Raw genomic sequence first — 12,329 nt, 5'->3', positions numbered from 1 at the left:
AGCCGCTTACGCGGCCGGCTTCTTGCCCATGACGATGGCTTCGATCAGCGCCGCCTTGCCCGAGTCTTCGACGACATAGGCATGGTTGACGCTCTCGTAATTCTCGATCTGGTCGCGCTTGGCGTTGTCCTCGATCTTGCGCCGCTCGGTGCCGATCTGTTCGTAAACCGACAGGTTAGCGAGCGTGGTGATGAGCAACGCATTCTTCGGGAATTTCGGCACGCGGACCGCCTGAAGACCACCGATCTTCTTGTCGGAGAGCAGCACGTCGCGAGCGAGCTGCTCGGTCGCGCGGTCACCGGCGGCATTGACGATCTTGAAATACTTGTCGTGGACCAGCTCGCGCCCGACGATCACGACCAGGTCCGTGTCTTCCCGGTAGTTTTCGTGCAGCAGCTCGATACCGTCGAACACCAGCGCGTCGAGATTGACATAGTCGACCTCGGTGCCGACCGTGCCGGGGCCGACATAGATCGCGCCGGGGGTGGTCACGCGGCCGGTGGTCGCGTCGCGGACTTCCTTCTTCAGCGCCGCGCCGGCCATATGGCGCTCGGGGCTGTCCTCACGGATGTGCTGGAGCCAGCCCTTGTTCACGTCCTGAAGGAGCGGATTGGCGACGGGATCGGTGGTCAGCGCGACCGAGACACCATTGAAGCCGATGGTGATGATATCCATCGCCTTGGCGTTGACGATCGCATCCCGAATGAGCGGCTGGAAATTGGGCTGATGCGCCCAGGCGTCCAGCGTCTCATAGCGGATCAGCGTGTCGAAATCGGTCTTCTCGCAGCGATAGGTGCTCTCGGTCAGATCGCCCGGATAGCGCGGCGCGCGATCCTTGGTCCGCGTGTCCGTGCGGCTGGCGATCGTACCCTTGACGCCGACGCCGACCTTGTCGCCTTCCTGCGCCACCACCGGGATGATGTTGATGCGGCTCAGGAAGTCGCTGGACGCCTGGAGCTTGGCGCGCAGCGTCTGCGCCACGGCGGGCGCGACGGTGAACGTACGGCTGGGGTCGGTGACGCCGTTCAGCTTGCCGATCTGCTGGGTGTACTGGTCGTACTTGGTGCGGGTGCCATTGAGCATGGGAGCGAAATCCTGACGGTCGGGGGGTGGGTTCGGGAGGGGGCGATCAGCAGTCGGTCACGATGTCCGCGCCGCCACCCGAGACGGGCTGACGCGAAAATCTGGTCTGCGGCTCGCCCTCCAGCTTGGCCTTCAGGTCCGCGAATTCCTGCTGATGCTTGGCCTGTGCCTCGGCGATCGGCGCCAGCGCGGCGCTGATCGAGCCCGCCACCGCCGTCTGGATGTCGGCGGTGAATTTGCCAGGGTCGAAATTGTCGTTCGCGGGCTTGGCCGCTTCGTCCTTCGGCTTCTCTGGCTCGCTCTGCTTGAAATGGCCGGTCAGCTTCGAGAACAGGCGGTTGACGATGTTGTCGACCTGGTCCTTGCCGTCCGCTTCCTCGGTAAAGGCGATCTCGGCGCGGTCGGTCGCGGTGCTCAGCATCGTGCCGTTGACGCGGCTGAAGCTCAGGCGCTGGGTGCCGATCGAGGCGGGGGTGTCGGTGAACGCCAGGCCGATCAGGCCCACCTTGTCGGTGCCCGCATAGTTCGGGGTCAGCTCGACCGAGGGGAACGGCTTCTGGTCGCGCTTCGACAGGGCGAAAAGCTGGTCGTTGCCGTCAACTTGGAGGTACAGGGCGGCGCGCTTCTCGGAGTTGCCCGCGATGGTGAATTCGTCGAGCTGCTTCTTGACCGCGATCACGTCACCATAGCCATTGAAGGGCGGCTCGGGGCTATAGCCCGCGATATGCTCGACATTGATGCGTGGCGTGTACGTGTCGAGATTGAAGGTCTCGACGATCTGATCGATCATCTCCGGCGTCACGACGCGGCCATCGCTGATCGTCTGGCCCGCCACGAATGCGCGGAAAAAATTGCTCTTCTTGCCCATGGCGGTCCTCGGCGGTTCGGTCTCGGGATGGGCGGCGACCGCCCGATCTATGCGAGGCCCTGAAAGGCACCGAAGGCGGCTATCTTCTCAAGCGCGGCCGAGTGTGGGGAGCGCCCCGACACCCGGATGTGCCTCCCGGTTCGGCGCGGCGCGGGCAAGGTCCGCCGCACCATGTCGATCCTCGCCAATCCCCTGACGCTTGCGCCCGAAGACCGGCGCAATGCCGCGCGCAGCCTGTACTGGCGCGGGTGGAGCTATGGCCAGATCGCCGACGAATTGCAGCTTAGCCGTGACACGGTGAAGTCGTGGGGGCGGCGCGATCGGTGGGACGAAGCGACCTCGATCCGCAAGCTGGAGGACTGCCTTGAGACGCGCCTGATGGTGCTGATCTGCAAGGAGAAGAAGACCGAGTCGGACTATGTCGAGCTGGACGCTCTACGCCGCCAGGTCGAAAGTCTGGCACGGGTCCGCCGCTATGAAGCGCCGGGCGGTCATTCCGGGGACCTGAACGACAAGGTCGCCAACCGCAATTCGGGCGAGCGCAAGCCCAAGGCGAAGAAGAACCACTTCACCGCCGAACAGGCGCAGCAACTGGAAGACCATTTCCTCGGCCAAATGTTCGGCTATCAGGAAACCTGGTGGGCGAACCTCAACCGCCGCACGCGCATGATCCTGAAGTCGCGCCAGATCGGTGCGACCTATTATTTCGCGTTCGAAGCGTTGATGGACGCGATCAAGAGCGGCCGAAACCAAATCTTCCTATCGGCGTCCAAGGCGCAGGCCCACCAGTTCCGCAACTACATCGTCGGTTTCGCCAAGCTGGTCGGCGTCACCCTGGGCGGCGATCCGATGCTCATCACGTCGGATCTGCGCCCCGAGGGCGAGGCAGCGGCCGAGCTGCACTTCCTGGGCACGAATTTCCGCACCGCCCAGGGGCGCAGCGGCAACTTCTATTTCGACGAGTTCTTCTGGGTCCACGGGTTTGAGGACCTGAATAAGGTGGCGTCGGCGATGGCGACGCACACGAAATGGCGGAAGACCTATTTCTCGACGCCGTCGACCGTCGCGCACCTCGCCTACCCCTATTGGACCGGCGAGCGCCGCAACAAGCGCAAGAAGAAGGCGGACCGGGTCGAGATCGACACCAGCCATGAGTCGCTGAAGGAGGGCCGTGTCTGTGAGGACGGGATCTGGCGTCAGATCGTCACGGTCCATGACGCGATCGAGAGCGGCTTTGACCTGGTCGATCTGGATGAGTTGCACGACGATCATCCGGATGACGAATTCGCCAACCTGTTCGGGTGCCAGTTCGTCGACGATAGCCTGTCGGCGTTCAAGTTCAACGACCTGGTCGCGCTGGGTTGCGACAGCGAGGTCGAGTGGACCGATTTCGAGCCCGAGAGCAGGCGTCCCTATGGCGAGCGTCCGGTCTGGGCGGGCTATGATCCGCAGAACAGCGAAGAGGGCGACAATGCCGCGCTGGTCATCGTCGCGCCGCCCACCGAACAGGGCGGCACGTTCCGCATCCTGGAGCGCCACCAGCTCCGGGGCCTGGATTTCGAGCAGCAGGCCGATTTCATCAAGGCGATCCTGTCACGCTACAACTGCACCTATCTGGGGATCGACGCGACGGGCGTTGGCGCAGGCGTCTATCAGCTCCTCGCCAAGCCGGGTTCACCGATCCGCGGCGTGACCAAAATCGAATATTCGCTCGAAGTGAAGGCGACCATGGTGATGAAGGCGCAGAACGTCGTGCGCCGGGGGCGCCTTGCGTTCGACCTGGGTCATCTCGACGTGGTTTCGTCGTTCATCTCGATCAAGAAGACGATCACCGACAGCGGCCGGAACACGACGTTCAAGGCCGGGCGCGGCGGTGATGACGGTCACGCCGATATCGCCTGGGCGACCATGCACACGCTCATAAATGAACCGCTCGACGGCCGCGAAGCGCCGAAATCCACCATGGAGATCCTGTGATGCAAGAAATGCCCCTGTTCGGCGCCAGCAGCCGGGCGGCACCGGCCGCAGCGGAGGCGTTCAGCTTCGGCGATCCCGAGCCGGTCAATGATCGGCGCGAAATCCTCGACCTGCTCCAGTGCTGGCACAATGGGCGGTGGTATGAACCGCCGATCAGCGTCGAAGGGCTGGCGCGGTCGTTCCGCGCCTCGCCGCATCACAGCTCTGCGATCCTGTTGAAGCGCAATTTGCTGGTCGGGGCCTTCAAGCCGACCCAGTATCTGACGCGGTCGGACTTCGAAAAGGTGGTGCAGGATTATCTGGTCTTCGGCTTCGGCTTTCTGGAACAGGTGTCGAACCGCCTGGGCGGGCTGCACCATCTGAAGCATTCTCTGGCGAAGGCGACCAGGCGCGGGGTGGAGGATGGCCGCTATTTCTTCGTGCCCGGCAGCGCGACGGAGACCGAATTCCGGCCGGGCAGCGTGATCCAGATCATGCAGCCGGACGTGAACCAGGAGATTTACGGGGTGCCTGAGTATATCTCGGCGCTGCAATCGACGCTGCTCAACGAGGCGGCGACCCTGTTCCGCCGAAAATACTACATCAACGGCTCGCACGCCGGGTTCATCCTGCACGCGACCGGCGAGTTCGCCGAGGGTGATGTCGACAAAATCCGGGAGGCACTGCGCCAGGCCAAAGGGCCGGGCAACTTTCGCAACATGTTCGTGCACCAGCCCGGCGGAAAGGATGGCGGGATCAAGATCCTGCCGATTGCCGAGGTGGGAGCGAAAGACGAATTTCTCGGCATCAAGAACGCGACCCGCGACGATATCCTCGCCGCGAACCGCGTGCCGCCCCAGCTCCTCGGCATCGTGCCCGCGCAAGGCTCGGCATTGGGGAGCCCCGCCGAGGCGACGCGCATGTTCTGGGCGTTGGAAATGTACCCGCTCATGATGCGCTGGCTCGATGTGAATGCGCAGGTCGGTGCCCAGGCCGTCGCCTTCGACGAGGCCGTGATGCAGGCGACCATCGCGGCGATGGTGACCAAGGCGGCCTAGGCCAGGGGCGGCCGATGCCGCCCCATATCGTTGGAACAAACTAGGAACATGGTATAATCGCCCCATCGACTCGATGGAGGTGACGATGCTTGCTGAATATGGACAGGCCAAGGAGCCCTTCGGCGCTTGGCTGATGGCGCAGAAGGATCGTGGCGACTGGATCGATCCGATTGCCGCCGCTGCTCGCGCCGATCGCGGCTTTCCCCGCAATGGTACACCCGACCAGGTCCGCGACCGGCTGCGCGCCATGGGCGCCGATGGCGACGCCTTCGCCGCGCTCGACGATGCCGAGCTGGACTGGATGTCCTACTGATGGAGCGGGTGTCGCGCGATCACCTGCGCTTGGCGCTGCGCATCGGTCTGGGGCTCTACAAGCGGACCGATAAGCAGCGGCTAGGCATTCATGACGACCTGGTGCTCAACAAGATGGTCGAAGACATTCTCACACGTGTCATGGGGACCCCCTTCAATGAAGCGGTGATCCTGCGACCTAGTCGAGTGATCGTGCAGGCGGGGGAGCTGGAGGGGCGCTGGGGTAGGGATGAGCCGCACCCCGACGAGGTCCTGCCCCCCGGAACCATCACCAAAATCGTATAACATCATCGCGCAATTTTATTGCTTTTCGCGCAATAATATTATGCAATGTAATTTTATTACATTTTGCGCAATAATCTGTCGTACCCCCGAATTGCGCGCTTTCCTCCCCGCCTCGCCCGCGCTCTTTCTGTGTCCGAAAAGGTGCAGTGAGCGAACCGCCGGGAACCGGCCCAGGTCCTGGGCGGCGTAGCGATCAAGCCTGGGTGCGGCTGGGTGCACTTAGGTGCACCAATTGCCCCGACAATGCGACACGAAGGCAAGGCGTAATGGATCGGCAGAAGCGCGCGATTATCGACCTCGCCGTGCAGGTTCTTCGCGAGGCCATGATCGCGAGCGGCGAACAGCGATGCGACACAACAGCGGTACGGCTCGCGCTCCGATCGCTCCTCCCCCATTGTCCCGAGCGCTGGCCGCTGACGACATTTTGGGAGTCGGCTGGCCAAGAGAATGAGATCGGCAGAGCCCAAGGATGCACCGCCGCATTTAATGGCATCATCCGCCAGTTGCGCCGGTCAGGTGCATGGTCAGATTTGCGCACCTAGCCCCAACAGAAGGGGGCATATGCGGGAAAACCCCAATATCCCCAATCTGCTAAGAATTTGGCGCTGAAACCCGCAGAAAACTGCGAAAAATGAGGTTGGGGTCCGACCCCAATATTCGCCAATCTTTTTTACCGAAAACCCCAATGTCATTGAATTTAGGTGGTTTTTTTAGAGTACGAAATTGCTCTTAAAGACCCCAATCAGGTTATAGTTATGTTGGGGTAAATGTTGGGGTGTAAGTCATTGATTTTGCACACATGTTGGGGATGTTGGGGTTTTCCCGAGGCCTCCTAAACGTTTGGGAAGGCCCCTCCCCCATCAGCGCATATGACGCTCATAGCCAAGCCATGGACCGTCGCGCTGGATCGCTTGCGCAGGACATCCCCGCCCCAAGCCGCTGCACGCCAAATCTGTTCGGGAATAGTTCGGGACTTCTGGTTCCGCCTGGTTCCGCTCGGTTCCCTTCGGTTCCGCGAAACGGCCCCTTGCCAGCCCTGAAAATGGCAGTATTAGGCGGGTTTCCCGAGAGGGGGCGATTAGCTCAGTTGGTAGAGCGTCTCGTTTACACCGAGAATGTCGGCGGTTCGAGCCCGTCATCGCCCACCATTCCAGACATCATCGGATAGGCCCGACTCGGCGAAAGCCGGGGGCCAGATGCCGTGCGGGGCAGTGGATCAGAAGAGATTGTGTTCGCGCGGAGGCGCGGAGAACGCGGAGGTGTTTCGCCCGTGGCAGCTTATGCCTCTCTCCACCCCATAGAGATGAAGACGTGCCGCAGCCGATCGGACAGCCTCTCTGCGTCCTCCGCGCCTCCGCGCGAACAAATCTTCTGGGATCTTGTAATCTGATAGCGACCGGACCCCGGCCTTCGCCGGGGTGGTCGAATCGTGATCAGGCCAACTTCCAGTAGGTCGCGTAACGCTCATGCGCGATGCGGTGGTACGGGACCAGTCGCACCGGCTGGCCGTCCGCGGCCGGGATGGTGAATTCGAGCGGCTTGCCCGAGGCCCGAATCTTCTGCGTCAGTTCCCCCGGCTCGCCCGCCAGCGTCGGGGCCTGGAACGGCGTATTGTTGTAATCGCCATATTTGCGCTCGCTGACGATGATGTCCGCACCCGGCGCCAGCCCCTCGCGGCCCAGCGCGCCGGCCAGCACCAGCGGGCCATAGGTGAAGGCGACGATCTCCGGCGCGGCGGGGGCGCTTTCGACGCCGGGCTCCATCACCATCCGCCATTCGACCGTATCGCCGGTCTTCCACGTCCGGGTCAGCTCGGCATAGCGGCCGGGCTTGTCCGATCGCTCCACCTCGGCGCCGTTGACCAGCAGGGTCGCGGTCCGGCTCCATTTCGGGTGGCGCAGCTTCAGCGTCAGTTCGGTCGGCTGGCGCAGCTTCCACTGGAACCGGGTGGTCGCCGTCTCCGGGAAGGTCGTCACCTGGGTCAGCACCGCGCCCTTGTCGGCCCAGGTCACGCTCGAGGGGATGAACAGGTTCACGTAAAGCGCACGGTCGTCATGGAAGTAGATCGAGTCGCGATACTTCACATGATTTTCCATCCCCGTGCCGGTGCAGCACCAGAAGCTGTCTTCGGGGGTGTGATAGAGCTTCATGTAGCCCGGCCGCGCGCCCTGGAAATAGGTCGCCATGCCCGTATCCGGGTCCTGCGAGGCGAGGATGCCGTTGTAGAGCGTACGCTCGTAATAATCGGCATATTCGGCGCGCGGATCGTGCAGGAACAGCGCGCGGGTCAGCTTCAGCATATTGTGCTGGCAACAGGTTTCCGACCCCTTGGCCGAAAAGACATGCTTGTCGAAATCGGCCATGGCGAAGAAATGCTCGCCATCGCCATGCCCGCCGGTCGCGAAGGAGCGGGTATGCGCCACGGTCCGCCAGAAGAACGCCGCCGCATTCTGATATTTCGGCTCGCCGGTCGCCTCGAACACGCGCTGGAAGCCGATGATCTTGGGCACCTGCGTATTGGCGTGCAGCCCGTCGAGATAATCGCGCCCCTGCGCCAGCGGGTTCATGATCGCCTTTTGCGAGAAACGCTCGGCGACGCGGCGGTAATCGGCGTTGCCGGTCATGACATACAGGTCGGCATAGATTTCGTTCATGCCGCCATATTCGGTTTCCAGCATCGTCTCGAACTGCGCATCCGATAGCGGCCTGGTGGCAACGACGCCCCAATCGGCCAGCCGGATCAGCACCGCCCGCGCCGGTTCGCTGTCCGCCAGCAAGGCGGCGTCGCGCAGGCCCGCATAGACCTTGTGCAGCGTGTACCACGGCACGCCGGTGATCGGTTCGCCGCGCAGATGCGCCGCGACCAGCGCGGCCCCCTTGGGAAAGGCGCAGACCAGCCCGGTGCCCGCCGCCTTCTGGCACTCGGCCAGTTCGTTCGCGATATAGTCGATGCGCTGGCGGTATTTCCGGTCGCCGGTCGCGCGATAGGCGAGCGCACAGGCCGACAGATAATGGCCCAGCGTATGGCCATGGCAGTTGATGTCGTCCCACTGGGCCTCCGACTCCCAGCCGCCATAGACCGCGGCCTTGGGCTTCAGTCCGGCATTCTTGCGGAAATTGGCGAGCATCCGATCGGGCTGCAACCGCATCAGATACGCCTCGGTCATCTTCTGCGCATGGAGGAACGGCCCCTCCGCCAGCGTGACATCGGCCATGTCGAAGGGCTGGACCATGGCGGCGGATGCGGTGGCGATCGGCCGCGCCCCCAGCCCCGCCCCGTTCTGCGCCCAGGCGCTGGCGGGCATCGCCGCGCCCCAGGCGGTGGCCATCGCCCCCACGCTGGCGGTGGCAAGGACGTCGCGACGCGACGGGGCGTGGCAGCATGAGGGCACCGATCTTCTCCGACTATTTATCTTTGCCCATGGGGTAGCGGGCTTCGGTCGGGATTCGCAACCGCTTTCGCGCGCAGAAGGGATCGGCGGCAAAAAGGCGCGCATTCCACCACGGCGCCGGTGTTTCTTGTCGGACAGATAGAGGCGATCAGGAGGCCGTCACATGGCTCCGCCCGGCACGCAGGCTCATGCGCCAGAGCTGCTGGACGAGCGGCTCGTCCTCCGCCGACCGGCCCGGCAGCCGGGCGACCACGCCTTTGGCGAGCGCCAGCCCCAGATCGCCCAGCGTCAGCGTGAAGCAGGTCAGATCGGGCGACAGCGCCCGGCACGCCGGACTGTCGCGCAAGCCGATCACCGCGACATCGCGCCCGGGCTCCAGCCCGATGCTGCGCAGCGCGCGATAGGCCCCGACCGGCGCGGTCTCGCCCATCAGCAGCAAGGCGGTCGGCGGATCGGCCAGCGCCATCAGCGCGCGCGCGGTTTCCTCGCCATCGCTCTCGTCCGTCTCGCCATGATGGACCAGCACCGGGTCGAAGGGCAGCCCCGCCCGCTCCAGCGCGGCGCGGTAGCAGGCGAGGACGATCTGGCTGTTGTTGATCGACACGGGCGGCGCGACCAGCCCGATGCGCCGGTGTCCGGCCTGGGTGAACAAGCCCATCGCCTCGGCCACCACCCCCTCGAAATCCAGGTCGATCCAGGCATAGTCCTGCGCCGTCGCGGTCCGCCCCAGCGCGATGAAGGGAATCCCCCGCTCGAGCAGGAACGCGATCCGCGCATCGTCCTGCTGCGTCCCCGACAACACCCAGCCATCGACCGTCCCGCGCGACACGTGCCGCCGCAAAAAGGTCAACCCGTCCTCGCCCTTGCGCGCCAGCAGGACGACGAGGTCCAGGTCATGCTCGCCCAGCCCGCTCTGCAATCCCTCCAGGAGCGCCATGAAGAACGGGTCGCCATGGATCGCGCTGTCATTCTCCAGCGTCAGCATGAAGCCGATCGTGCCCGTCCGCCCGCTGCGCAGCGTCCGCCCCGACTGGTTGGGGATATAGCCATGGGTCCGCGCTGCCGCGATCACCCGCTCGCGCGTGGCGGGGCTGACATCCTTGCGATCGTTCAGCGCGCGCGAAACCGTGCCGATCGAAAGCCCCAAATGCTTGGCGAGCTGGCGTATGTCCATCCGCCCGTGATTGCGGGACGACGCGATCCGCACAAGGGTCATTGACAGTCCCGATTGTTCCGATCACTATTCGTAAACGTTTACGGACGGACAAAGATCGGGAGGGTGATAGGGTTGGACACGCTGTGTCTGGAATCGCGCGCGATCGCATGGCGCTACAATGGCGACTGGCTGCGGATCGAGGCGCATGGTCCCGACGGGCTTCGGTTGCGCGCCTCGACCTTTCCGGCGACCGATGCCAAGACCCATGCGCTGCTCGACACCGTCACCCATGACGGCACGCCGCACGTTACCCGCGACGGGGCCATCGCCCGCATCACCCATGGGCGGATCACCGCCGAGGTCGACCTTCAGGGCCGGGTCCGCTTTCTGAACGCGCGGGGGCAGCTTCTGCTCGAGGAGAAATGGCGGCAGCGCGATACGATCAACACATTCTGGACGGTCGGCACCGACGAGGTGCGCACGATCAGCGCGCTCGGCCTGTCGGGGCGCGAGTTCAAGCCGCTGCCCGGCGAGGTCGCCGCGATCACCGTGCGGTTCGAGGCCAAGCGCGGCGAACGGCTCTACGGCATGGGCCAGTATCAGCAGCCCAATCTCGATCTGGCGGGCTGCTCGCTGGAACTGGCGCAGCGCAATTCGCAGGCCAGCGTCCCCTTCGTCGTGTCGAGCGAAGGCTATGGCTTTCTGTGGAACAACCCGGCGGTGGGCGAGGTGCATTTCGCCGCCAACGGCACCGTCTGGACCGCACGCGCCGCGCGCGAGATCGACTATTGGATCACCGCCGCCGACACCCCCGCCGAGATCGTGCGCAACTATGCCCGCGTCACCGGCACCGTGCCGATGATGCCCGACTTCGCGCTGGGCCTGTGGCAGAGCAAGCTGCGCTATCGCACCCAGGAGGAACTGCTGGCGGTCGCGCGCGACTATCACCGGCGCGGCATTCCGCTGGCGGTGATCGTCGCCGACTTCTTCCACTGGCCGGTCCAGGGCGACTGGCGGTTCGATCCGCGCGAATGGCCCGACCCGGCGGCGATGACCGCCGAGTTGAAGGCGATGGGCACCGAACTGCTCGTCTCGATCTGGCCGACCGTCGACCCCAGGTCGGAAAATTACGCCGAGATGGCCGAAAAGGGCTATCTGGTCCGCGCCAATCGCGGGCTGGACGTGCAACAGGAATTTCTGGGCAATACCCGCTTCATCGACACCACCCATCCGGGCGCGCGCGCCTTTCTGTGGGAAAGGGCGAAGCGCAACTATCGCGACCAGGGGGTGGCGCTGTTCTGGCTGGACGAGGCCGAACCCGAATATAGCGCCTATGATTTCGACACCTATCGCTATCATGCGGGCAGCGTGCTGGCGGTCGGCAACGCCTATCCGCTCCATTATGCCCAGGCGTTTCACGACGGGCTGGCGGCGGAGGGAGAGACCGAGATCGTCAGCCTGATCCGCTGCGCCTGGGCGGGCAGCCAGCGTTACGGCGCGCTGGTCTGGTCGGGCGACATCCATTCCTCGTTCGAGGCGATGCGCAACCAGCTGAGCGCCGGGCTGAACATGGGAATGGCGGGAATCCCCTGGTGGACGACCGATATCGGCGGCTTCCACGGCGGCGATGTCGGCGACCCGGCCTTTCACGAACTGATGGTCCGCTGGTTCCAATGGGCGGTATTCACCCCCGTGCTGCGGATGCACGGCCATCGCGACCCCATCATCCCGCCGCCCGAGCCGTTCCGCGACGGCGTGGCGCAATGCGATACGGGTGCGGGCAACGAACTCTGGAGTTTCGGCGAGCCGGTCTTCGCGGTCCTGCGCCGCTATGCCGCGCTTCGCGAGCGGCTGCGCCCCTATGTCGCCGGGCTGATGCGCGATGCGCACGAACGCGGCGATCCGCTGATGCGGCCGATGTTCTACGACCATCCGGACGATCCGCGCTGCTGGGCGGTGGACGATCAATATATGTTCGGCCCCGACCTGCTCGTCGCGCCGGTGACGGCGGCGGGGGAGACGATGCGCTGCGTCTATCTTCCCGCCGGGGTGTGGCGCGACGCGTGGAACGGCGACCTGATCGAAGGCGGCGGCGACCTGTCGGTCGCGGCGCCGCTCGACCATATTCCGGTCTTCGTGCGCGACGGCGCGGCGGTCGCCGCGGCCTTCGATCGGGACGGTTGGGAATAAGGGAAAGCGGAATCGGAATCGTCAGGCGA

At 64.3% G+C, this 12,329-nt stretch carries 10 protein-coding genes and 1 tRNA gene; 7 read left to right on the top strand and 4 right to left on the bottom strand.

The window, feature by feature from the left end; translation table 11 throughout:
- Positions 1–6: 6 nt before the first annotated feature.
- Together QE363_RS03645 and QE363_RS03640 are read right to left on the bottom strand one after the other, a co-directional pair.
- Entirely contained in the window at positions 7–1,083 is a 1,077-nt protein-coding gene (locus tag QE363_RS03645; RefSeq protein WP_309691967.1) for a phage major capsid protein, P2 family, read from the bottom strand.
- Positions 1,084–1,129: 46 nt separating this feature from the next.
- On the bottom strand, positions 1,130–1,951 hold the full coding sequence (locus tag QE363_RS03640; protein WP_309691964.1) for a GPO family capsid scaffolding protein: 822 nt from the start codon (positions 1,949–1,951) through the stop codon (positions 1,130–1,132).
- A 171-nt stretch (positions 1,952–2,122) separates the two neighbouring features.
- Between QE363_RS03640 and QE363_RS03635 the strand changes: the two genes are divergently transcribed.
- The 6 genes from QE363_RS03635 (at position 2,123) to QE363_RS03610 (ending at position 6,710) form a co-directional block, all read left to right on the top strand.
- Positions 2,123–3,928, top strand: coding sequence for a terminase large subunit domain-containing protein (locus tag QE363_RS03635; protein ID WP_309698082.1), 1,806 nt, complete (start codon positions 2,123–2,125; stop codon positions 3,926–3,928).
- On the top strand, positions 3,928–4,965 hold the full coding sequence (locus QE363_RS03630) for a phage portal protein (RefSeq protein WP_405053161.1): 1,038 nt from the start codon (positions 3,928–3,930) through the stop codon (positions 4,963–4,965). The genes QE363_RS03635 and QE363_RS03630 overlap by 1 nt, the downstream gene beginning before the upstream one ends.
- 85 nt (positions 4,966–5,050) lie before the next feature.
- Complete coding sequence (locus tag QE363_RS03625) at positions 5,051–5,278, top strand: hypothetical protein (protein ID WP_309691962.1); 228 nt, start codon at positions 5,051–5,053, stop codon at positions 5,276–5,278.
- Complete coding sequence (locus QE363_RS03620) at positions 5,278–5,562, top strand: hypothetical protein (protein ID WP_309691960.1); 285 nt, start codon at positions 5,278–5,280, stop codon at positions 5,560–5,562. The genes QE363_RS03625 and QE363_RS03620 overlap by 1 nt, the downstream gene beginning before the upstream one ends.
- Before the next feature lie 266 nt (positions 5,563–5,828).
- Positions 5,829–6,104 (top strand): hypothetical protein, encoded by a 276-nt coding sequence (locus tag QE363_RS03615; protein ID WP_309691958.1) that lies wholly within the window; start codon positions 5,829–5,831, stop codon positions 6,102–6,104.
- Positions 6,105–6,634: 530 nt separating this feature from the next.
- A tRNA-Val gene (locus QE363_RS03610) sits at positions 6,635–6,710 on the top strand.
- Between the two features lie 285 nt (positions 6,711–6,995).
- Here the strand turns inward: QE363_RS03610 and QE363_RS03605 are convergent.
- Both QE363_RS03605 and QE363_RS03600 read right to left on the bottom strand, forming a co-directional pair.
- A complete protein-coding gene (locus tag QE363_RS03605) occupies positions 6,996–8,891 on the bottom strand; it encodes a beta-L-arabinofuranosidase domain-containing protein (protein ID WP_309691955.1) in 1,896 nt (631 codons plus the stop codon).
- Positions 8,892–9,102: 211 nt separating this feature from the next.
- The gene (locus QE363_RS03600) at positions 9,103–10,170 is read right to left on the bottom strand and encodes a substrate-binding domain-containing protein (RefSeq protein WP_309691952.1); all 1,068 of its coding nucleotides are present in this window, start codon (positions 10,168–10,170) and stop codon (positions 9,103–9,105) included.
- Positions 10,171–10,242: 72 nt separating this feature from the next.
- On the opposite strand from QE363_RS03600, the gene QE363_RS03595 reads away from it, so the two are divergent.
- Positions 10,243–12,300 carry a glycoside hydrolase family 31 protein gene (locus QE363_RS03595; protein WP_309691949.1) on the top strand — a complete coding sequence of 686 codons (2,058 nt, stop codon included), beginning with the start codon at positions 10,243–10,245 and terminating at the stop codon, positions 12,298–12,300.
- The last annotated feature ends 29 nt before the right edge of the window (positions 12,301–12,329 follow it).

The sequence above is a fragment of the Sphingomonas sp. SORGH_AS_0870 genome (assembly GCF_031453175.1).
In the GTDB taxonomy this organism is placed as follows: Bacteria; Pseudomonadota; Alphaproteobacteria; order Sphingomonadales; family Sphingomonadaceae; genus Sphingomonas.
Note: the sequence above shows the minus strand (reverse complement) of the source record. Positions and strands in the feature narration are given on the sequence as shown.